Origin of the sequence: Lactococcus sp. bn62, from assembly GCF_029492705.2 — a bacterium.
In the GTDB taxonomy this organism is placed as follows: Bacteria; Bacillota; Bacilli; order Lactobacillales; family Streptococcaceae; genus Lactococcus; species Lactococcus petauri.
Map to the genome: position 1 here is coordinate 1,892,452 of NZ_CP120417.1, position 22,676 is coordinate 1,915,127.

A 22,676-nucleotide genomic window follows, 5' to 3' on the forward strand; every position below is an offset into this window, starting at 1 on the left:
ATAGATGAAAAGCATCCTTTTTTCTTCGCAGATCTTCATCTATGAAATGTATTCATTTATCTGTCTAAAATCTCATTGTATATTATTATTTAACATTAGAAAAAAATGATAATATAACATTAGACACAAAAAATAAAGAAAGGGATAAATGATGAATTTTTCACTCAAAACTTCTTTCATCCCAAACAAAAAGAAAGCAACCTTTTTTAAAGCAAATTATTTTTTCAATATTAATAATGACATGCTCAACCATTTGGAACGTGCTCAAATAAGTCCAGTGCCTTCTCTTAATGAAGCAGATTATCAAGCTTATAATAAAATAATAAGTGCTGAAGGGAAATGGATTGGCATGAGCTCGGAACTCCTTCCTAAAAGTCAAAGCTATTCTCTCAAGAACAAAACCTTAAAGCTCCCCGGCTATACCTTTGAAGGATGGGCTAAAGTCCGTAACCGTCACAATGTACTTGCTCACCCCCAATCTCAGGAACAAGCCCAACTGTATGCTGGACCAACTTCAGTTATTCATCGCACCAGAGTCTATAATCCCAGCTTCCTCTGGAAACCTCAAGAAAAACATCACTTCGAGCCTATTGGGCAAATCTATGACTTTCATGCACAATGGACACCAATCAAATATCCTGTACGCTACAGCGCTAAAACAATTTGGAATGAACCACTTGAGTGGGACCATCCTGAAGGTATGCGAAGCATTGAACAAGGCTACATCTCACCAGCCAAAGTCAAATTACCTCACTATCACTTTGTCGGCTGGCAAGTAGAGGATGCTCCCTTAAGCAAAGAGCAGCTAATTATTCCTGCTGGTATTGGTCCTGTCGATATTATCGCTATTTTCGAGCAAATATCCTGATTCAGTATGATCAGCACTTTCCCTTATTTTAGGAAATCTTGACCACATTAAAAAAAACGCTCGTTAAAGCACGAGCGTTTTTTATATTAAGATACTTCTTAATTTTATTCAAAGACAAATTGGTTGTGATAAAGCTCAGAGTAGAAGCCACCAAGATTTACAAGCTCATTGTGGTTTCCTTCTTCAATAACTTCACCGTCCTTAAGAACAACAATTTTATCTGCATTAAGTATTGTTTTCAAACGGTGGGCAATAACAAATGAAGTACGACCAGCAATTGCTGCTTCCATAGCCATTTGAATTTGTTCTTCTGTCACCGTATCAACGTTTGATGTTGCTTCGTCAAGAATAAGCAAATCAGGGTTAGTCAAGATAGTACGGGCAATCGAAATTTGTTGTTTTTGACCTACAGAGAAAACATTATCGTCGTCATCCACAAGCGTTTCATAGCCATCTGGTAAGCTCTCAATGAATTCGTGGATATGTGTCGTCTTGGCTACTGTGATAACTTCATCCATAGTCGCATCTTTTTTACCAAACTTGATATTGTCCGCAATGGTTCCAGAGAAAAGGACAGATTCTTGCAAGACGATCCCAACTTTTGAACGTAATGAATCTAAGTCAAATTCACGAATATCGGTACCGTCAAACTTTATTCCCCCTTTGTCCACATCATAGAAGCGATTCATGAGGTTCATAACAGTTGTTTTACCTGATCCTGTTGGACCAACCAAGGCAACCATTTGGCCTTTGTTTACATTAATGTTGACATCTTTGAGGACCGGCTTGCCAGGAAGATAACTAAAGTCAATATCTTCAATGTGTACACCTTCAGAAATACCTTCAAAAGTTTTACCATTTTCAGGACGTACTTCTTCTTTTTCATCAAACATCACATTCAGACGTGTTGCACCAGTTACCGCAAGTTGCAATTGACCGAAAGATGAAGAAATCTGCATGATTGGGTTGTAATATTGTTGCGCATATTGGATAAATGTAGCAAGCAAACCAAAGGCTGCAGCAGTTGATAATGAAGCATCATTAAGGAGGATATTAGCACCTGCAAAAATAACCAAAGCCAAAGTCAAGAGGGAGAAGCCATTCATCAATGGGAAAATCATACCTGACCAAGCTTGAGCTGCGAAGGTTGTTTTACGTACTTTATCATTACGTACTTCAAAACCTTCGATTGCATCTGCTTGAAGTCCTTCAACGATAATCGCTTTTTGCCCAGAGATTTTTTCATCCATATAAGCATTAAGTTCGCCGACTTCTTTTTGTTGTCTATCCGTGTATTTCTTAGCTTGAATAATGATAATCACAGCGCAGAGAACGGCCACAGGAGTTGTAGAAATTGTCACTAATGCCATCTTGACATTTTGGTCGAAAATCATATACAAAATCCCGATGAACAGGGCAAAGTTAGTGGTAACGTTCACTGCTGCTTGATTCAATGTGTTTTGAATATTATCCAAGTCTGAGGTAAAGCGGGCGAGAATATCTCCATCCGCATGACGGTCAAAATACGAAATTGTTAGGCGTTCCAACTTACCAAAGAGACCTTTACGCATACGGTTTGTTGAGTGTGCAACGATACGTGTAAAGAGCAAGCTATAGATAAGTTGCGCAATACCTGTCATCACGTAAAAAGCAAGTAGCATCCACATTGAACGCATAAAGTCAGCCTTGCTTGGTGCATGTGATGTAGCTACCTTCATCAAGTCAGAAATTGACTGACCATTAAGATTAGCACGGATAGCTTCTGGAACATTGGCATCTGTAAGCTGGTGCCAATCTGTCGGAATCTTAGCCATAGCTTGAAGACTATCAATTGTTGTTCCTGAAGGAAGGTTAGAAGTTACCGCAGTTGGTACATTAGCAGATGTCAGACTATGCCAATCAACCACTTGTCCAGTAGCTTTCCCCATTTGCGCAGCAATCTGCTGCAAGGCGTCCTGAGCTTGGTTTGCTCCTGCCGCTATTTGTTGTAAACCTTTCATCGCTTCATCAGCGTGTTGATGACTAAAATAATCACCAACGTAAGTCGAAAGATGTGTGATAGAATCCCCGAGAAGTACGGGCGCTTTAACTTGCAGATAAGTAGCCGCAATGATAAATATCGCAATCACGAGGAATTGTAATTTATATTTTTTGAAGTAGAGATAGAAGAACTTCAATGCACGAGATGTATCATTCATAATCTTTTTTCATTTTCTTGTTTTTCATTAATATATTGAAGAACATTGAAAATTTAGTCCTCCTTTGCTTTCTGTGTATCATAGATTTCACGGTAAACTGCAGAATTCTCAACGAGCTCTGCGTGTGTGCCTTGCGCCACAAGTTTACCTTCATCAAGGACCAGAATATTGTCCGCATGAACGACAGATGAAATCTTTTGAGCGATAATAATTGTTGTCGTATCTTTTAAGTCATTGCTCAAAGCTTCTTGTACCAGTTTTTCTGACTTGGCATCAAGCGCTGATGTTGAGTCATCTAAGATAAGGACTTTAGGATCTTTGATAATACCACGCGTGATCGACATACGTTGCTTTTGTCCGCCTGAGAAGTTATTCCCACGTTCTTCAACCTGTGATTCATAATGATCGGGCAGTTTTTCAATAAACTCTGCTGCCTGCGCAATGCTGGCTGCACGGCTCATTTGCTCCAAGGTCGCATCTGCTTTCCCTTGTTTCAGGTTGCCAGAAATTGTCCCAGAGAAAAGAATTGCTTTTTGTAAGACAATTGAAATTGTGTTTTTCAGAGTAGCTTTAGAAACATGGCGTAAATCTTTTCCACCTACACTTACTGTACCTTCAGTTGGGTCAAAAAGACGCGGAATCAATTGAGCCAGGGTTGACTTACCAGAACCCGTTGCTCCGACAATACCAACCATTTGTCCAGGTTGAATTTCAAAGCTGATGTCTTGTAAGGTTGGATGTTCATCGTTAGGATAAGCAAAAGAGACATGATCAAACTTAACAGAACCGCTAAGTTCTTCGTCCGCAACATCTTCAAACACCATCGCAGGTTCAGTTTTTAAAATTTCGTTAATACGTCCAATAGAAACGAAACCACGAGAGGCAAACATTGACATCATACCGCCCATGATAATCGCCATCATGATTTGCATCATGTATTGGATAAAGGACATAATCCCACCAAGCGTATTAGCCGCGGTATTCAAATCACGTGTTACATAAGTAGAAACCAGTAAAATTGCGCCAAAAACAGCCAATTGTGAAATGATTGTAAATGCGGGAATCATCGCAGCAAAAGTGTAACCTACAGCCATATTATGACCCAATAACTCATCAGATGTGGCATCAAATTTTTGGATTTGATCTTTTTCTTGAACAAATGATTTAACGACACGAGCACCACGTAGGTTTTCTTTGGCAATTCCATTGATACGGTCCATCAATTTTTGGAAAACCATAAAGTGAGGACCCATAGATTTCATGGATAACATCGTCACTAAAACAATAAGAACAACCATCACAATAATAATCCACCAAAGTTCTGGCATCGTGATAATAGACAAGATAAAAGCACCAATAAAGAGCAACGGTACTCGAATCAAGACTTGGAAAGTCATCATTAGAAGTGTTTGCACTTGGTTGATATCGTTAGTCATCCGAACAACAAGATTACCTGCATTAAACTTCTCAATATTTTCATAAGAAAAAGTTTGAATTTTTCGGAAGGTTTCTTCACGGATATCCGCCGATACAGACTGAGCAATCTTTGCAGCAGTTACTGTATTAAGGATAGAACCAATTAATCCCACAGCGGCTATAAGTAGAAGATATACCCCATAATGATTAATTTTATCGACCTTGTCCGATATCGAAATAGATTCTGCCATAACACTCAAAATGTTCTTCATATATTGGGGCTGCCAAAGAGCGGCACCAACTTGAAGAAGCATGGTAGCAAGGGCAGCGAAGACAAGCAATTTGTACTTGCCGATGGCTTTCATTACCATAAATAAAAAAGTTTCCTTTCATTTTCTTGTCAAAAATAACAAGAATAAATACGTTAGCTGAAAAATTATAACATTTAAGCATCTATTTTGCAATGCTAATAACTAACACTATTAGTCTTTTCTTTAGTTTATAACAAAAATAAACTAACAATTTAATTTTACCGTTTTTTAATAAGAGTGTCAATCATTTGCGACAACTTATTTATAATAGAAATTAAGCTCAAAAGCTTCCACGTTCAAAGCCGAAAAGCGACCTTATAGGATATTATTTCGTCCTTTAAAAGCAGCTCCTCTGCTTTTTTGTTATAATTAAGCTTATGAATAATAGCAAAATATCACGCTCTCATAACCTTAAACTCGCCGAACGAGGCGTGTGGGTCAGTATAGCGGCTTATATATTTCTGTCTCTTTTACAACTTGGTGTAGCTCAAATCACCAATTCAGCCTCCCTTCTCGCGAATGGTTTTAATAATGTCACCGATATTTTAGGAAATATTGCTATCGTGATTGGTTTACGTATTGCGCGTATCCCTTCTGATAACGACCATACGTATGGGCACTGGAAGGTTGAATCAATTGCTAGTCTGATTTCTAGTTTCATCATGTTCTTCATTGGCTTTGAAGTTTTGCGCCAAACAATCGTTGGTTTTATAGAAGGAAGTTCCACTGAAATCAACCCCGTTGGTGCAGCAGTGGCTTTATTTTCTGCCTTTGTTATGATTGGCGTTTACCTCTACTCTAGCCGTTTAGCGAAAAAAACTCAATCGAAAGCACTTGAAGCTTCCAGTAAAGATAACCTTAGTGATGCACTAACATCCTTGGGTACAACTGTCGCCATTGTGGCAGCAGCCTTGCATTGGATATGGCTTGACCGTATTATGGCTCTTGTTATCTGCGGTTTCATCCTGAAAACGGCTTATGATATATTCCGTGATAGTGTTTTTTCACTTTCAGATGGTTTTGATGACAATCTTTTAGCAGATTATAAAGAAGCGATTGAGCTCGTAAACAAAGTCAAGTCTGTAAAGATGATTCGGGGTCGTACCTACGGCAGTAATATCTTTCTGGATGTTGTCGTTGAGATGTCCCGCGATCTTTCTGTCTATGAAAGTCATGCCGCTACCGAAAAAATAGAACGCATGCTCATGGCTGGTTTTGATGTTTATGATGTTGATGTCCATGTCGAACCCGCTGCGTTACCTGAAGAAGAACACTTTGCTTCACGTGCATTAGAGCTTTTGCCCAAAGAAGAGGTCCTTCTCAACGGTAAACATCTTGATCAACTTTTAGCGCCTCAATTTCAAGCTATTACGACAAAGGGTAAAATTATTCAACAGGAAGAATATATGGCAAGTGCTGTTGAAACAGAAGATTTAGCCATCCAAAATTACCAAGCAGAGCAAGTCAGCAAAAAGACATTTATCCTTACCTATCATTACTTGGACAATCAAAAAAGCTACACTGTATCAAGTATCTGGCGCAGAAATGAATATTGGCGTTGCATTTATCGCCAAGTGACAGGAGAAAGCTAGTATGAAACAACAAGAAGAAATTATGCTGAGCCTTACAGATCTCTTTAATAAAATGGATCAACTTCGAAAACCTCAAATGGTCGAAAAATTCAAAGGTTATTCTTTTTTGGAAATCGCCTGCATTGAGTTCATTGCCAAGCTTAATAACCCAAATGTCACACGGTTGTCAGAAGAACTATATGTCACTCGAGGAGCAATTAGTAAAGCAACAAAAAAACTCCTCCAAAAGCAAGACATTATAACATTTAGAAATCCCAACAACAACAAAGAGATTTATTTTAAACTGACTTCAAAAGGAAGAAAAATAAATCAGCAGCACGAAGATCTTCACAAAGCTTTTCTACTCAATGATCAAGCAGTCTTTGATTCCTTCAGTTCTGAAAAATTAGAAACGATACTAGAGTTTACTCAACTTTACAATCAACACCTTGATAAAGAACTCCGTAACAACTCCATATAGAATGGGGTTGTTTTTCTTAATTTAGTTTTTGTTGACAAAGAAACAATAATAAGTTATACTTTTATAGTTTCCAAGGAAACATTAATAAGGAGTTATATGCATACACTAAATAAACACGCATTGAGTTTTGGCTTATTTTCCGTTTTTCTTACAGGCCTTGGCTTTACCATTATCAATCCTGTGGTTCCTTTTTTACTGGAGCCCTATACCTCATCACAAAATCAACCCTTAGTCATCAGCTTCTTGACCTCTATCTATGCCTTATGCACTTTTCTTGCAGCGCCAGCTCTAGGAACATTGAGTGATCGCTATGGCCGTAAACCGATTTTACTTTTCTGCTTACTTGGCTCTGCCTTGGGTTATCTCATCTTTGGCATGGCTGGAGCACTATGGCTCTTTTTCCTTGGCCGTATCATCGATGGTATTTCCGGAGGAAATATTGCCACTTTATTTGCCTACTTTTCCGATATTACGCCAGCTGCTTCCCGCACTAAAATCTTCGGATGGATTTCTGCCCTTGTTGGAGTCGGAACATTGTTAGGTCCAACTTTTGGAGGACTGTTAGCTCATTATGGTAACCGCGTTCCCTTTTATTTTGCTGCTGTTCTCAGCTTATTCAATCTCCTCTACGGCCTTTTCTTTATGCCTGAAAGTCTTTCACCAAAAGAAAGACTTGTTAAGCTAGATCCACATCAGCTTTATCCCTTTGCACCTCTCAAAAACTTATTTGAGATAAAACAACTGAACCGTTTATTTCTAGCTGCACTGTTATTGTGGCTTCCAAATGGTGCATTACAAGCTATTGTTGCTCAGTTTTCTTTAGATAACTTCTCTTGGCAACCCGTACAAATCGGTCTTCTATTTTCTATTATGGGACTTCAAGATATTTTTAGCCAGGCGCTCATTATGCCTTTTCTATTAAAAAAATTGACGGACCAATACATCATTAAATGTGCGATAGTTGCGGAACTCTTTGGCTATATTTGTATGGCTGTCTCTGCCTTTACCCTGCACCCTTTCTATTTTGTAATTGGTATTTTTATCTACGGTTTTGGTGATTCGATTTTTGCCCCACCATTCAATGGAATTCTCTCTAAATCAGTCACTGAACACCAACAAGGACAGATTCAAGGGAGTAGCCAAGCTTTACAATCACTAACGCGTATTTTAGGTCCTATTATTGGGGGACAACTTTATGTTCTCTTCGGCTCTTCGGCTCCTGCCTGCATGGGAGTTATCCTGTTAATCGTTGCTCTGACAATTTTCAAAACAAAAAACCGTCAAAAATGACGGTTTTCTTTTATGTTTTTAGACGTCTCATAATCTGCGGTAAACGTTGAATATTATCAAATACCAACATGAAAATAACCGTTCTTATAGGAATCTGTACAAGCAAAGGAAGTCGCGTAGCTAATAGAACCTTAAAAGGTGTCTGATACATGAGCGAAAGCCAAAAAGTATTAAGTAACACGGTTTGGAGAACCATTGTTACACTTACAACAGCTAAAATGTAGAGCCAATCTTTACCTCGTGTTAGACTGAACTTCTTGTTATAAAAAGCCCAACCATAGATAAATCCGACTAGAGCTGCTGTTATAGTCATACCTGGCGAGGAAATACTTCCTCGGAACAAAACGCCAAATATATCACCCAGCCCTAAAGCTAAACCTGCCCATAAAGGGCCAACAAAGAAGCCAATCAAACCATCAGCAATAAATCCTGGCGATAACTTCCAAAAACTACTCCCAAAAGTGAAAGAACGTAAAATGATGGACAATGCCAGCAAAATCGCCAAAAAAACAAGCTGTATGAGTGACAGCTTCACAGTAAATCTTTTCATATAGTACCTCCCAAGGATCTGGTGAGTAACTGATTATATGAGAATCAGCGGATGCAAGCCTCTACCGCACTTGAAAAATTCAAGTTTCGTCTGTGAACGACATCCCATTTCACAGCACTTAACGCATTGGCCCTACTCTGTTAATTTTTTTACTTTTATAGTTTACCACATACCTTGTTCAGATAATTCTCAATTTCAAGGCTTTTCTTTTACATTGGGTTTTAGATGTTTACAGAAGTTTGCTACACAGAAAAAACCTCTTAGAATTCAGCTCTTTCTGATTTCTAAGAAGTCTTTTTTACAATTCTTTTTCTACATCTACGATGGCAGCTTCGACTGCACTCTTTTGATTATTAATCAGTGATACACGTGCATCAATTTGTTTAATCGCCATCTCGATTGAACGTTTAAGCCCTGGGTTACTCAATTTTGGTTCAAAGAAAGCTTTATATTCTTCAAACTTTTCGGCTGTCTTAAAGACATTACCTGGATAGATAACAAACTTATCATAGCTCATATCACCGCCAAGTTTTTCAGCAATCCAATCCCAGTTTTCTTGCTCCCAAGTCCATGCAGCATCTTGAGCGAAGTCTTTCGCTAAGAGGTAGAACCAAGAGAATGCAATATCTTGAGGTTTAACGATATCCGCATTTTTGAAATCTTCCAAGAGTCCTTTAATTGCTGCTTCATCACGGACATTGGCTACAGCTGCAGCTAATTCACGTTTTAGTTCTTGGAGACTTGTTTTCACATACGTATCCATATAAGAAGCTACAAGTTCCGCAGAATTACTTGTTTTAATTTCGTTATTCAAGACAATTGGTCGAATATCCGCAGGAATAGTTGCTACATTGTCTTTATGCGCTGCGTAAATCTCACTCGCTTTTTCTACTGCTTCAGGATTTTCAGAGTAGAGAGTCCGTGAGAGTACTGTCCCACGTAAAGTTTCGTCTCCAGCTGATTCACCAGCTTTTTTCTCCCATCCCAAACGTGCATAGTTTTTAGCAAAAACTTTACCCACAAGTGATTTGTAAGATTTTTCTGTAGCTGACTCATCATCAATAAAGATATCTAGCTCACTAAAGATTTGGTTAAGCGCTTGGTTGACGATATAACTTTCTTCATTGGCAAAGGCTGGTAAGATATTCACAACATCAGCGTAGCTGATAACCTCACCTTTAGCAAGATACTTACGGTCTTGAAGAATTTGGAATTTCGTAATATCTTCCAGTTTCTCAAGATCGGCCAAAAGGTTATCTAAAAGCTGACCTTTATAATCAATAATATAATGTGCTGCGTGTGCTTCGTTGAAGAAGAGCGGTTGGCCTTCATTTTCAGCCTTAAGTGCTGCATAGCCCGGAATTTCAACTTTTTCCGTAGTCAACGTATCTGGCAAGCCTTTCCAGTTTGTGTTCAATGGAATTTGCCACAAGCGCCCTTTATCTTCCCCTTTACCAATGAAGAATTGTTGTTGGCTTAAAATAAGCGTGTCATCAACAACTTCCGCAGTCAAGACAGGATAACCAGGTTGGTTTACCCATGAATGCATAAATTCGCCCACATTTTTACCTGATGTACTTGAGAGTGCATCCCAAAGATCATCACCTACGGTATTGCCATATTGGTGCGTTTCAAAGTATTTGCGAAGTCCTGCAGAAAAGTCCTCATCCCCTAACCATTTACGGAGCATGACCATCAAGCGTGAACCTTTAGCATAGACAATAGCAGCATCAAAGAGTGTACCAATTTCGTCAGGATGATTCACATCCACATGAACAGATTGAACACCATCTGTAGCATCACGATCTAAAGCAAGGCTGGCTTCCTTAACAGAGAAGCTTTCCCAAACTTTCCAATCAGGTTCAATAGCATCAATTGCCACGTATTCCATGTTGTTGGCAAATGATTCATTGAGCCACAAATCATCCCACCAACGCATTGTTACCAAATCACCAAACCATTGGTGGGCTAACTCATGCGCAATGACTGTTGCTACATATTGTTTGCTGGCAACTGTTGCATTTTCTGGGTCAACCAGCATGCAGACTTCACGGTAAGTGATACAACCCCAGTTTTCCATAGCACCTGCTGAGAAGTCAGGCAGTGCAACGTGCCAGCTGTGTGGCAATGGGTAAGGGGTTTTATAGTAATCCTCGTAAAATTCAATTGAACGAATCGCAATATCCAAAGGAAAATCTAAAACATCTTCAGAATGTGCTTTCGTTGAGAAAGTTCCTACTTCAACACCAGATTTTGTACGTCCTTTTTTATACTGCATATCCCCAAAGACAAAAGCAAGAAGATAAGAACTCATACGAACTGTACGTTCAAATACGTGAATTCCTTCAATATTGAGAAGTTCTGGCATATTGGAAATAATAATATCACCTGGTTCTTCATCAAATTTAACCGATAGATCAAAAGTAGCCTTAGCTTCTGGTTCATCAATTGATGGGAAAGCTTGACGGGCAAAATGTGATTCAAATTGCGTACCGATAAGCATTTTCTTCTCACCGTTTACTTCGTAATATGAAGGATAAATGCCCATCATGTTATCTGTGATTTTACCTTCATATTCAAAGGAAACAGTCACTTGACCTTTTTGGCCCACTTTAACTGTAAGTTCTTCGTTGGCATTATCCACCGTAAAGTCTGCTTCAACACTAAAAGCAGAAACTTTAGTAATATTTAAATCTTTTTGGTGGAAATAAATAGTTTCAGCTTTAGCTTCACCTTTGATTGCCACCTGACCTTTGAAGGTCTTTGATTTGCGGTCAATATCAAGGAAAATTTTATAATTTTCTGGTACAAATGTTTCAATTAAACGTTTTACTGCCATAATGTTGTTCGCTTCCTTTTTCGTTAGTTTACTTAATTATAGCAAATTGTTTAGAAAATTTCGAGAAAAGCTTTGCTTTCCCACATTTAATTTTTAAAGGTGCTTACGTAAATTATTAAATGGTCTATTTTTCATTTATAGGAAAAAAGTTTATTAGATAAGTAGAAACCCTTTAATTAGATAAAGGGTATTCAAAAAAAGATGAAAAAATAGACTTTTCTGTTAAAATAAAGTTATGAAAAAAACAAAGTTTTCAGTAACGATTGATGAGAAGGGAAAACTCCTTCTTGAACTTTCCTCTGGTGCCACGATCCGTATCTTTGATAGTAATAATAGTCGTTTTGCCCTCAAAAAAGGCGAAATATTTTTCCTAACGAAAAAAAGCCAGATTATTATGATTGCTGCCGATAAAAAGATAATCCCTAAGTTGGAATTTGATAAAGTTATTGTCCTTGATCCTAAGGCATATGAAATAGACACTGCCTATCTTGAAGCTTTTCTCCTCGACAAAGCTCAAGAAGCTTCTATGAAGTTAGCCGTCTTTCCTGAAAGGATTAAACTCCCCTCAAATGTCTATACCATCTGTAGTAAAGCTGCTGATGAATTTTTGCCTAGCCTTGAAGCGTTCGGTTTTAAACTCTCAAAGAAGAAAGCTTTTTCAGCTAAAGCGCAACACCGCTGGAAAAAGGCTATCTCAGATATTCCATTTCATATTAAACATGAAGGAACATCCGGCACAGTTATCTGGCAAAAATCTACCGAAATGCGGCTGCTTGCAGGTGCAAAAATGCTACCTAATGAGGCAGCTCCTAAAAGGGCCGATGGTACCCTTGGCTTCACTGCAAAATTTACGTTAAACCTTAGGGAAGAAAATCAAGAAAAATTCGATCCTGAAACTTGGACCACTACTGAAGACATCATTCTGCGTTCCGTCAATGAAATCGGCCATTTTCTCTACTTTGCAGGAACAAACAGCTGGTTGGAAATGTTTGATGACCAAGGACGTTCAATCCATGAACTAACCGTTGTTAACTAAGGAGCGACTATGATTGATTATACTCTAGAGCATAAAAACCCGTTCATCTTAGCGGCTTATGGTTTTCCCATTCAAGCCGCGCTGCAAGACTACCGCTCTTTGGCCCTCGAAAGAGAAATATTTGAGTTGAGTTTGCAAAATGATGGCCGCTTAGCAAAGCTCAAGAAAAGAGCTAAAAATGAGCGGGAGTGGTCTGTCCATACGGATTACCTCGGAAAACCTTGGAATTATTTTGCAGTGGAGAGTCGCAAAGAGCTGAAGGATGACTGTCGTTTACTCAAATTTCCTGAAAGTAACTATATTGTAATTTCTGATACAGCAGCTAAGGGAAAAATTTTTGAACATTTGTCACATCAAGCTTTTCGAAAAATTCTCCCCAAAGTTATGGACTATACCTATCTTGGTGGTCCACATCTTGCTTATCGTCAAGAGCGACCTGATGGCAGTTATTACGGTGAGATTTGGTTACCGGTCATTAAAAAATAAAAAAAGCTCAGAAATACTCTGAGTTTTTTTGCTTCAAATATCACCAAAAACAAGGCTCGGGCGCGCATTAAGTGATAAATCAGTAAAGTTTTCCCTTTCCATCTCTATAGTTGCTGCTGCTGCTATCATTCCAGCATTATCACCACAGAGGCGAAGGGGAGGCAATATGACTTTAATATCCTTCATATCGGTGGCAAGCCGCTCACGTAAACCTTGATTAGCGGATACTCCTCCACCAACGATTAAGGTTTTAGCTGGGTATTGTTCAAGGGCACGTTTGGTTTTAGCAATTAAGACATCAACCACCGCTGCTTGAAAACTGGCAGCTAAATTTTCTAAGTCTGTAGCCACTAAATCTTGTCCTTGCTGTTTTGCATTATGAACAAGATTGATAAATGCCGATTTCAGACCACTAAAAGACATTTCCAAACCATCTGCTGCAGTCATCATTGCACGTGGAAAAGCATAAGTATCTTCTCCTTTATGTGCCAACTCATCAATCTCCTTCCCTGAAGGATAAGTTAGCCCCATGACACGGCCGACTTTATCATAGGCTTCCCCTGCTGCATCATCTCGTGTTTCACCAATTTTTTTATAGTTTCCCTCAGATTCCACATAAACCAACTCTGTATGCCCACCACTGACTAAAAGAGCCATGGCTGGGTATTCAATAGTATCTACTAAAGCTGCAGCCATAAGATGACCAGCCATGTGATTGACAGGAATTAATGGAAGCTTGTTGGCCCAGGCAAAGGTTTTCGCTGCCATAATGCCCACAAGTAAAGCCCCAACAAGCCCTGGACCTTCTGTTACAGCTACAGCTGAGAGTTCTTTTGCAGTAATACCAGCTTGCTCTAAGGCCTCATCAATACAAGCGGTAATTTGTTCCACGTGATGCCGGCTAGCCACCTCAGGGACTACTCCACCAAAACGTTTATGGCTATTCACCTGACTTGCAATAACATTAGAGAGAAGTTCTGTGCCATTTTTCAAAACAGCGACAGATGTCTCATCACAAGAGGTTTCGAAAGCTAATATATATTTGTCATTCATTTTATTGTATCTTCCTCATTAGAATCGCATCTTCTGTCGGGTGCGAATAGTAGTTTTTCCGAGTATAGAAGGCCTCGAAATTATATTTTTTATAGAGATTTTGTGCTGGTTTATTAGATTCCCGTACTTCTAAAAACAGGGTACCAGCAAAATCAGCAACTTGATCCATCAACGTGCTGGCTATTTTGTTACTTTGAAATTCTGGCTTCACTGCAAGGTTGGTAATTTCCATCTCTTCCATGATCACTTGAATTGCTAGGAAACCAACAAGCTCATCGTCTACTTCAGCTAGAAAATAGATATCCCTTTTCAGGTTGCTAAGGAGATAGGATTCAGACCAAGGTGATTCTCCATAGCAAAGCTCTAAAATTTCTTTTAGCTTACAGGCTATGTCCTGCGTATCAAACTTTGCAGAATCAAAACGTTCAATTTTCATGTTCAGCTCTCAACTGTCTTGACATCCACACAGCATCACCGCCGTCCTCATAATAGTGAGAAATCAGCTTCCCTGTTGAAAAACCTAAGCGACGGTAAAGACCTTGAGCTTTTGTATTGTCACGCCGCACTTCAAGCGTCATCTGCTGCTTACCAAGAAGTGTCATTAGACGAATCATTTGGTTGACGAGATTACTCCCAACACCCTTACCTTGATAGGCTACAGCAACCGCAAGATTTGTGATATGCACGACTTTACCCCGTTCCGTAAGGCGAACCCCAATGAAACCAATAAGATTATCGTCAACGACTGCTGAAACAAAGAAGGCATTCTCATCCTGAACTATCTCGTGTTCAAAATGCGAAAAAGTCCACGGAACTTCTCCATCATAAACATCACGCTCAATTGCAAGCATGTCTACAATATCTTTACGCTCTGCCAAGCGATAATCTACACCGTCAATATTTGACTTTAAGTCCACCTCATCCATATTAAGATAACGACGTGGTTCAAATCCTTTGAACATATTCGCCAGTAGCGTTTTCAGATTCTTCATGTGTCTCCAACCATTTCTCTTCTGCTTCAACTTTTTTCAAATAATTTGGAGCAAAGCCGTGAACCGCTACAGGTTTTAGGTTTTTTCCAAATAGGGCGATTTGATAAGCTGAAGGTAGTTTGTCTAAGCTGTCTTCAATAATTTCAAAGTTTGTAAACCCTGCAGCTTCAATGTCAGCCACAAAGTTTTCTGTTTCCCCTGTAAATACAAGCGGAAGATTCTTATCTAAGTTTGCTAAGAAGTCACGAAAGACACAATGCTGTCCTATGACAACTTCTTTATCTTCTTGGTAAAGCGCAGCATAAGCGTTACCCCGACGTGCATCCATCACAGGAACAACGGTTCTGTCCGTTTTCAATCTTCTTGCAATAGCGAAAAGACTTGAGACACCAACGATGTCCTTATTTAAACTGTAGGCAAGCGTCTTTCCGACAGTCGCTGCTAAACGTAATCCTGTATAAGATCCTGGACCTTGGGCTACAACAATGCGGTCAAGTTCACTCGCTTCTACTGCTGATTGGTGCATCAAAAAGTCAACAGATGTCATCAGAGTAGTGCTATGATTTTTCTTTAAATTTAGAGTAATCTCTCCCAACAAAACATCATTATCGACAAGTGCCACAGACAAGGCCTTACTTGAACTGTCAAAAGCTAAAATTTTCACGAGATTCTATTCTCCATTCTTCTTATTTTATTATACCCTAATATCTGCATCTCAGTAATTACTTTTCACACTATCGAATATGCAAGTCAGAACAAAGTGTGTAGCTCTTTTAAACATCTAGAAGTATACGATAGCATCTATTATAACATTTTTTATATTTCTTGAAATTTTTCGCTTTCCTATTTTGTATTTTTCTTTATCACTGACAAAAGTATTACTATTATTTTCACTCAACTTTTTGTCTGTCTTTTACTTCTTTGAAAAAGCTCTTCTTGTTCTAAATGCTTTGGCTCTATAAACCTTTACTTTTCATTATCTCCATTTTATGCTAAAATGAAAGTAACTGTAAAACTGAAACACTCGGAAAGAAAGGAAAGCGAATTTTTATTCGCTCAAATATAATATGATTTTCAAAGCATTTTACCAAGAAGACAAAACACGTTCACCACGTCGTGAAACAACTAAGGTTCTCTACCTTGACCTTGATGTTACAGATACACGTGAAGGTGTCATCTTAGCGCGCGAACTTTTAGCTGCAAACACAGACTATCACGTTGAATTCATCGATTCACTTTCAGACGAAGCCGTTGAATATGAAAAAGAAAACGGTGGCCTTGAAATTACAAGCTTTTAATTAAAAAAAGATGCTTGCAACCTGCATCATCAAAAGATTTACTGCAAAACACTTTAGAAAGGGACAAAAGTCACCACTCTAAAGTGATTTTGTCATACAAATATGTATAGAAAGAAAACAATGATTAAACCATTAAAAATTAACTCCGACGAAGTCGCAGTTTACGCTATTGGCGGACTGGGCGAAATCGGAAAAAACACATATGGTGTCGAATATCAAGATGAAATTATCATCATCGATGCCGGTATAAAATTTCCAGAAGATGACCTATTAGGTGTCGATTATGTTATCCCAGATTATAGTTATATTGTCGAAAATATCGACCGTATCAAAGGGCTCTTCATTACACACGGACACGAGGACCACATCGGTGGTATTCCCTTCTTGCTTAAGCAAGCGAATATCCCTATTTATGCAGGTCCGTTATCACTTGCTTTAATTCGTGGAAAATTAGAAGAACACGGGCTTTTGCGTGATGCAAAACTCTTTGAAATTCATGCGGACAGCGAAATTAAATTTAACAACTTAAGTGTTAACTTCTTCCGTACAACTCACTCCATTCCAGAACCTTTGGGTATTGTTGTGGAAACACCTCAAGGTAAAGTTGTAGCTACAGGTGACTTCAAGTTTGACTTTACGCCTGTTGGTGAGCCCGCTGATTTACATCGTATGGCGGCTCTTGGTGAAGAAGGTGTTTTGCTTCTTCTCTCTGACTCAACCAATGCCGAAATTCCAATCTTCTCTCACTCTGAAAAAGTTGTTGGCCAAAATATCATGAAGATTTTCGAACGCATTGAAGGACGCATTATTTTCGCTTCTTTCGCTTCAAACATCTTCCGTTTACAGCAAGCTGTTGATGGTGCTGTGAAAACCGGACGCAAGATTGTTGTCTTTGGTCGTTCTATGGAAAAAGCCATCGTTAACGGACTTGAACTTGGATATATAAAAGCCCCTAAAGGAACTTTTATTGAACCAAATGAGGTGAACCAATACAATTCAAGCGAACTACTCATTATGTGTACAGGTTCTCAAGGTGAACCAATGGCTGCTCTAAGCCGTATCGCTAATGGTATGCACCGTCATATCACACTACAAATGGGAGACACTGTTGTGTTCTCATCTAACGCGATACCAGGTAACACACATGGTGTAAACCAGTTGGCTAACACAATCACCGAAGCTGGTGCAACCGTGGTTTATGGTAAGATGAATAATATTCATACTTCTGGGCACGGTGGACAACAGGAGCAAAAATTGATGCTCCGTTTGATTAAACCAAAATACTTCATGCCTGTCCATGGTGAGTACCGCATGTTAAAAATTCATGCCGGGCTCGCTCAAGATACTGGTGTACCTAAAGAAAATTGTTTCATTTTCGAAAATGGAGATGTTCTGGCTTTGACTGCTGATTCAGCACGTTATGCTGATCATTTCCCTGCTGCTGATACTTATGTTGATGGCTCAGGTATTGGTGATGTCGGTAATGCAGTGCTTCATGACCGTCATGAGCTTGCTGAAGATGGTATTGTTCTTGCTGTTGCTACTGTGGATTTCAAAAATAAAACAGTGCTTGCAGGTCCTGATATGTTAAGTCGCGGCTTTATTTACATGCGTGAGTCTGGGGATTTGATCCGTAATGGTCAACGTGTACTTTTCAATGCTATCCGTGAAGCCATGCTCAATACCGAAAATGCTAATGAAGCTGTTGTGGCACGGGCAATGCGTGAAGCGTTGGCTCCATTCCTCTATAAACAAACTGAACGTCGTCCACTTATCGTTCCGATGATTATGACACCTGACGAAAAATAATACAAAAACCACATCTTTCGATGTGGTTTTTTATTTCCTGTTCTAGGCGCATTAAGCTTATTTTTAGTTATTTTACTATAATTAAGGGTAAAAACATTTAATATCTGAGGACTTTTATGTATAAATTCTCCAAAATTATCTTTGCTTATTATCTTCTGTTTCTATTTTGGGGGATTCTTTTTAAATTTGATATCACACATACGATAAATACAGCACATTTATTCCCTTCCCGTAGCTTAAATGTTTCACCTTTTGATGCTTCTGGTGGACGTTTAGAAATCCTTTTCAATGTCCTTATTTTTATTCCTTTTGGTTTTTTTATGGGCCGCTTTTCAGAACGGAGCTTTCTTGGAAAATGGGGAGCAATTTTCCTTGTCAGTCTCTTTGTCGAAATCCTTCAATATATTTTCGGCATCGGAGCCACCGATATAACCGACATCATCACAAATACTTCCGGTGGTTTGATGGGACTCTTGCTTTATCATGCCTTTCAGAAAAACGAAAGAAGACAAGATGTAGTAAGCTTGTTTTTTGGTGGCTTTCTTCTCTTCTTTACTTTCATTCTTTTACTTCATTAAAAAGAGCTGATGTTAATCAGTTTTTTTATTTGGGCATACTCAATGGAAAACCGCTGATGGAGAGCTTCTTTTTCTTCCTCACTAATAAAGGCGCCATCAATAGCATAATGATTGATTTTTTCAAAATCATTCACCTGAAAATCATACCATTCTGCAATTTTCTCATATTCCTTTTGCAAATTGGTATTACTTACTGTGCGATTGTCAGTATTTATGGTTACATGAAGACCTTTCTTATACAATTCTAAAAAAGGATATTCTTCAAGATGGCGGATAGCTTTTGTTTGAAAATTACTGGTTGGTGCCATTTCCAAAACAATACCCAACTCTATCAAAACATGTTGATAGTCTGGAAGCTCTTTCGTCATAATGCCATGTCCCAAACGTGTTGCTCCCATCTCGACAGAATCAATAATGTTTTGTTCGCACCCTGGACACTCACCTGCATGCAGTGTGACTTGTACCCCATGACACGTCACCTTATCCAGCAAGTTTTTAAATTTTACTTGAGGGTAGTTTACTTCATCGCCTGCCATATCAAAGCCAACCAAATGCTCATCATCGATTTCATCAAAAAGCGGAACCAACTTTTCCAAACGCTCGATTGGCACCTGACGAAGACCACAGAGGAGAACATTTGCGACAATATCAAAGTCTTCTTCAGCACGAGAAACACCAGCAATAACAGCTTCTACAGCTTCTTCAAGTTCTAGATTTTTTTCCAGATGCTGACCAGGTGCAAAGCGAATTTCAATATATTTGACATTATCCTCAGCAGCTTGACGAACCACATCATAAGCTGCTAGCTCAAGATTAGTATAGCTTTGTAGTAATGGAAGAACGAAGTCAAAACGCTCCAGATATTCCAAAAGACTTTGAGTCATTTCTGGCGCTTGTGCACAATTCAGTATTTCATCATCACTCATATTAAAATCGTACCCTATGTTATTAGCCAGCTGCTTAATACAAGGCAAACTGAGTGAACCATCAAGATGACAATGAAGTTCAACTTTCGGCATTAAAGCAATGGTTTCTGAATTAAGCATTAGATTAGAGCCCCCATAAAAATATATTTTTTCTATTTTACGCTTTTTTCTTACGACATGCAAATTTTTTCGTCAAGAAAAAAGATATTGGAACACGATATTCTTACATAGCATTGGTGAGCGATTTTATTTTTGAAACTTTAAGCGAAAGGAGTCCAATGTTAATTTTTACCCCAACCTCTTTACTTATCTATTTTAAGCACATATTCCTTGTGCCCTTTGATTTCTTTCTCCTCCACCTTTGTTTCAGGCGGAAGTGTGAAGGCTGGGCGGACATAGGCAGGGTAAACTACGCCATTTCCTCCAAACCTCCCCTCATAACCAATCACTTTAGCCACTGCAGAGGCAGTTTCAAAAACTGTACGCAACCACCAAGGATAGCTAACAAGGTCTCCTTCTAAATAGGCAAGTCTATCCTCTCTAATCCCTCCTTTTCGTCTGAAATATAGTAAGTTACAGTCACCTTCCAAACGGAGTCCGTCCTTAAAATTTCCTACATCAATATCCGAAAGCAAGAAAAGCTTCCGCTCTATTTTTTCCAAATATCTTTTTGATGATGTCGGTTCTAAGGGTTCAATCGCAATTTCTGTGAGAGGGATCCGATCCTTCACTCCTTTGGAAAAACGCTTGATAAAGTCTTTATGCATAAAAGCATCCGGTATGCTATGTCCGTAGTAGGCTTCCTCCCAGCCTTCCCGAAAAGACATGGGCGGATCTACAAGATGCTTTCGAAGCAATAAGACATTGCCTTGATCAATATAATTTTTCGTGAGCACCAGATAGGGCACTAACTTACCATCTTCTTTGATGTGAATGGTGTAGCCCAAGCGTTTGTCCTTGTCATAGGCTAAATCTCTTAGGATTTGTGGTTCTTTTGCAGGAAACAAATATACAAGCTCGTCTCTCTTTATGAGGGCAATTGAGAGGACAATACTTAAGAGGAGTGAGGCAATAAGAAAAAATATTTTTTTACTGGTCATCTGACCTCACCTCTCTAAACTTCGCAATAAGTTCTTCCTCAGCTTTTACTTGGTGCTGATAAGTATTTTCCGAAGATAAAAGCACATCTCCTTTGTACCAACCCACAAACTCCGCATTTTCTCGTGGAATAGAATATAAGGGCGAATAGTTTGCAAAGCGAGTCATTCCACCTCCTAAAACAAAGCCTAGTTTTTCGTTTTCCACTCTAACATTTGTCGCATAATATTTTGATAACTCTTCTTTACCTCTCGTTTCTGAGCTTAGCTGCTCTCCCTCCTTGATGAGTTCAGTAGCTTTATTTTCTGATTCTTTATAGAGGTTTATCTCAACTTTTTCTCACGCATTTAGTTCAACATCTACAAACTCTTCGGTCAGAAATACGCTTCCGTCCATATTATCAATGGTCTGTACCGTATAATCCACCTTGGTCGCCTCGCTGGCTTGGACAAGTACTGTCGTGTCTTCTGCTGCTGAAGTGGAAAGCTCCATGACTTCATCCGTCGAATACTCCTCTATCTCCCCTGTTTCACGTTTTACCTTGATGTCTACATCTCCTGCTATTAGGATGCGTTTTGAGGTTTTACTTGGCTCAGGAGTCTCAATCTTTTTCTTCTGATAATTTTCATCCTGCGCCCTCAACCATGCGAGACAAAGGTCAGGATGATGCGCTTGGGCGACTGGGTCTAAGTTTGATACAAGGGTCACTGAGAGATTGGGGTGTTTAATCATAAATTTGAACACAAGCTCTCGAAAAGTCTCTGCTAAAGACTCAATTCGTACCTCTGAATGATTGACCAACCCCTTGGTTCTCAACCAGTCAACAACAATTTTTTTCACCTTCGTTGCATCACTTCCTAACATCATAGAGGTGACAAGATTTTTAAATAAACTTTTTGTAAGTTTTTCCCTGTCTTCAACCCGTGTTGTGAAATAGAGTTCAGCTAGTATTCGTATGTCTTCTTGATGTGCATTTACATATTTGTTTCTGTTCTTTATCCTTTCTACTGCAAAAAATCTAATGATATCATCCAGAGATTCATTCATTCTCTTACCCTTTGGGTCATCCACAATTAACCCATTAAAAATATCCAGTATACTTATTTTTTTAGCTTGAAATTCTTCTAGTTTATAGATTAAGTTAGAGTCTAGCTTTTTTAATTCCGCTTCCATTCGACTTTTAGCAGTTTCATAAACCTCTTGGGGAAGTAAAGTTTTATCAGGCAAAGACGAATCCTGCCCATAACGCGTAAACTCAAACGGATAGACCTCCGGTCCCACTTTGGTTACCACATCATTGACATTAATAACATTAACAATATTGTCATGCCGTCCCTCTCTATTCCCTGTTCCCTTCAAAGTCCCCGCAGGTGCTTCAAAGCAGAAAGCATACATATCTTCTGCTTTGAGTTCGCCACTGGCTAGCTTACGTCCCTTATTTAAAGCACCAGCGGTCAGATTGGTCACTGCTGCAGCTCGGCTATAGCCGTTAATCCAAAGTTTTACCTTGCCTGTCACCTTGTGTTCTTTCAGGTATTGGTCTAAGAAGGTCAGCGCTTTTTCACTGGCTTCTCTAAAACCCTGATGTTCGCCTGACCGTCCCAGAGTCAAGTTACTGGCCCACTCTGCTTCGTAACCGCCACCACGAATAGCTAGAGCTATCAAGGTATAGTCTTCTTCTTTGACCGTCAGTTTTTTCTGGGCAATAACCGCCCCGATCGAGTCTGTCGAGGGTCTTTCTTGAAAATGTTGGTTGGCCTTGAATTTTTCAAAACCGATTTCTTCCAGCAGGTTCTTCGCGTTTCTATTTTTTAAAAGATAGTTTTTTTCTTGGATACTGGACCAAGCAGCCAATTCTAGGTTGAGCGACATGGTC

21 protein-coding genes and 1 riboswitch are annotated in these 22,676 nt (G+C 39.1%); of the genes, 9 read left to right on the forward strand and 12 right to left on the reverse strand.

Annotated elements, in window-relative coordinates; all coding sequences use genetic code 11:
* Positions 1 to 148: 148 nt before the first annotated feature.
* Positions 149 to 868: a hypothetical protein gene (locus P3G65_RS09855; RefSeq protein WP_019292259.1), complete on the forward strand. Its 720-nt coding sequence runs from the start codon at positions 149 to 151 to the stop codon at positions 866 to 868.
* 104 nt (positions 869 to 972) lie between these two features.
* Here the strand turns inward: P3G65_RS09855 and P3G65_RS09860 are convergent, their stop codons facing one another.
* Together P3G65_RS09860 and P3G65_RS09865 are read right to left on the reverse strand one after the other, a co-directional pair.
* Positions 973 to 3,066, reverse strand: coding sequence for an ABC transporter ATP-binding protein (locus tag P3G65_RS09860; protein WP_019292260.1), 2,094 nt, complete (start codon positions 3,064 to 3,066; stop codon positions 973 to 975).
* Between the two features lie 53 nt (positions 3,067 to 3,119).
* A complete protein-coding gene (locus P3G65_RS09865; RefSeq protein WP_019292261.1) occupies positions 3,120 to 4,853 on the reverse strand; it encodes an ABC transporter ATP-binding protein in 1,734 nt (577 codons plus the stop codon).
* A 317-nt stretch (positions 4,854 to 5,170) separates the two neighbouring features.
* Between P3G65_RS09865 and P3G65_RS09870 the strand changes: the two genes are divergently transcribed.
* The 3 genes from P3G65_RS09870 to P3G65_RS09880 all read left to right on the forward strand — a co-directional run bounded on the left by P3G65_RS09870 (position 5,171) and on the right by P3G65_RS09880 (position 8,135).
* Complete coding sequence (locus P3G65_RS09870; protein ID WP_284071170.1) at positions 5,171 to 6,385, forward strand: cation diffusion facilitator family transporter; 1,215 nt, start codon at positions 5,171 to 5,173, stop codon at positions 6,383 to 6,385.
* Between the two features lies 1 nt (position 6,386).
* A complete protein-coding gene (locus P3G65_RS09875) occupies positions 6,387 to 6,845 on the forward strand; it encodes a MarR family transcriptional regulator (protein ID WP_019292263.1) in 459 nt (152 codons plus the stop codon).
* 96 nt (positions 6,846 to 6,941) lie between these two features.
* On the forward strand, positions 6,942 to 8,135 hold the full coding sequence (locus P3G65_RS09880; protein ID WP_040086176.1) for a tetracycline resistance MFS efflux pump: 1,194 nt from the start codon (positions 6,942 to 6,944) through the stop codon (positions 8,133 to 8,135).
* 10 nt (positions 8,136 to 8,145) lie between these two features.
* Here P3G65_RS09880 and P3G65_RS09885 read toward each other — a convergent pair whose 3' ends face one another.
* Together P3G65_RS09885 and P3G65_RS09890 are read right to left on the reverse strand one after the other, a co-directional pair.
* Entirely contained in the window at positions 8,146 to 8,685 is a 540-nt protein-coding gene (locus P3G65_RS09885) for a folate family ECF transporter S component (RefSeq protein ID WP_019293643.1), read from the reverse strand.
* 43 nt (positions 8,686 to 8,728) lie between these two features.
* Positions 8,729 to 8,827: riboswitch (THF riboswitch) on the reverse strand.
* 156 nt (positions 8,828 to 8,983) lie between these two features.
* Complete coding sequence (locus P3G65_RS09890; protein WP_019291800.1) at positions 8,984 to 11,524, reverse strand: M1 family metallopeptidase; 2,541 nt, start codon at positions 11,522 to 11,524, stop codon at positions 8,984 to 8,986.
* A gap of 235 nt (positions 11,525 to 11,759) precedes the next feature.
* Here P3G65_RS09890 and P3G65_RS09895 point away from each other — a divergent pair, with 235 nt between their 5' ends.
* Together P3G65_RS09895 and P3G65_RS09900 are read left to right on the forward strand one after the other, a co-directional pair.
* Positions 11,760 to 12,560 (forward strand): hypothetical protein, encoded by an 801-nt coding sequence (locus tag P3G65_RS09895; RefSeq protein ID WP_019291801.1) that lies wholly within the window; start codon positions 11,760 to 11,762, stop codon positions 12,558 to 12,560.
* A gap of 9 nt (positions 12,561 to 12,569) precedes the next feature.
* On the forward strand, positions 12,570 to 13,046 hold the full coding sequence (locus tag P3G65_RS09900) for an effector binding domain-containing protein (protein ID WP_019291802.1): 477 nt from the start codon (positions 12,570 to 12,572) through the stop codon (positions 13,044 to 13,046).
* A 33-nt stretch (positions 13,047 to 13,079) separates the two neighbouring features.
* Here the strand turns inward: P3G65_RS09900 and tsaD are convergent, their stop codons facing one another.
* The 4 genes from tsaD to tsaB are packed head-to-tail and all read right to left on the reverse strand — an operon-like array spanning position 13,080 to position 15,755.
* On the reverse strand, positions 13,080 to 14,099 hold the full coding sequence (gene tsaD / locus P3G65_RS09905; RefSeq protein WP_019291803.1) for a tRNA (adenosine(37)-N6)-threonylcarbamoyltransferase complex transferase subunit TsaD: 1,020 nt from the start codon (positions 14,097 to 14,099) through the stop codon (positions 13,080 to 13,082).
* Position 14,100: 1 nt separating this feature from the next.
* Complete coding sequence (gene rimI, locus P3G65_RS09910; RefSeq protein ID WP_019291804.1) at positions 14,101 to 14,535, reverse strand: ribosomal protein S18-alanine N-acetyltransferase; 435 nt, start codon at positions 14,533 to 14,535, stop codon at positions 14,101 to 14,103.
* Positions 14,525 to 15,061, reverse strand: a complete 537-nt coding sequence (gene rimI, locus P3G65_RS09915) for a ribosomal protein S18-alanine N-acetyltransferase (RefSeq protein ID WP_019291805.1) — start codon at positions 15,059 to 15,061, stop codon at positions 14,525 to 14,527. Before rimI (P3G65_RS09915) ends, rimI (P3G65_RS09910) begins: the two co-directional genes overlap by 11 nt.
* A complete protein-coding gene (gene tsaB, locus P3G65_RS09920) occupies positions 15,045 to 15,755 on the reverse strand; it encodes a tRNA (adenosine(37)-N6)-threonylcarbamoyltransferase complex dimerization subunit type 1 TsaB (RefSeq protein WP_019291806.1) in 711 nt (236 codons plus the stop codon). Before tsaB ends, rimI (P3G65_RS09915) begins: the two co-directional genes overlap by 17 nt.
* Before the next feature lie 403 nt (positions 15,756 to 16,158).
* Here tsaB and P3G65_RS09925 point away from each other — a divergent pair, with 403 nt between their 5' ends.
* From P3G65_RS09925 to P3G65_RS09935, 3 genes are all read left to right on the forward strand, one after another.
* A complete protein-coding gene (locus P3G65_RS09925) occupies positions 16,159 to 16,389 on the forward strand; it encodes a DNA-directed RNA polymerase subunit epsilon (RefSeq protein WP_017369648.1) in 231 nt (76 codons plus the stop codon).
* Positions 16,390 to 16,509: 120 nt separating this feature from the next.
* Positions 16,510 to 18,198: a ribonuclease J1 gene (gene rnjA / locus P3G65_RS09930; RefSeq protein WP_019291807.1), complete on the forward strand. Its 1,689-nt coding sequence runs from the start codon at positions 16,510 to 16,512 to the stop codon at positions 18,196 to 18,198.
* A 116-nt stretch (positions 18,199 to 18,314) separates the two neighbouring features.
* A complete protein-coding gene (locus P3G65_RS09935) occupies positions 18,315 to 18,776 on the forward strand; it encodes a VanZ family protein (protein ID WP_019291808.1) in 462 nt (153 codons plus the stop codon).
* Here the strand turns inward: P3G65_RS09935 and add are convergent.
* The 4 genes from add to P3G65_RS09955 all read right to left on the reverse strand — a co-directional run bounded on the left by add (position 18,773) and on the right by P3G65_RS09955 (position 22,672).
* Positions 18,773 to 19,822, reverse strand: a complete 1,050-nt coding sequence (gene add, locus P3G65_RS09940; protein WP_284071171.1) for an adenosine deaminase — start codon at positions 19,820 to 19,822, stop codon at positions 18,773 to 18,775. The genes P3G65_RS09935 and add overlap by 4 nt on opposite strands.
* Positions 19,823 to 20,004: 182 nt before the next feature.
* On the reverse strand, positions 20,005 to 20,802 hold the full coding sequence (locus P3G65_RS09945) for a DUF6273 domain-containing protein (RefSeq protein ID WP_019291810.1): 798 nt from the start codon (positions 20,800 to 20,802) through the stop codon (positions 20,005 to 20,007).
* Positions 20,792 to 20,968 carry a hypothetical protein gene (locus tag P3G65_RS09950; protein WP_019291811.1) on the reverse strand — a complete coding sequence of 59 codons (177 nt, stop codon included), beginning with the start codon at positions 20,966 to 20,968 and terminating at the stop codon, positions 20,792 to 20,794. Before P3G65_RS09950 ends, P3G65_RS09945 begins: the two co-directional genes overlap by 11 nt.
* Positions 20,969 to 21,139: 171 nt before the next feature.
* A complete protein-coding gene (locus tag P3G65_RS09955; protein WP_284071172.1) occupies positions 21,140 to 22,672 on the reverse strand; it encodes a hypothetical protein in 1,533 nt (510 codons plus the stop codon).
* Positions 22,673 to 22,676: the final 4 nt, after the last annotated feature.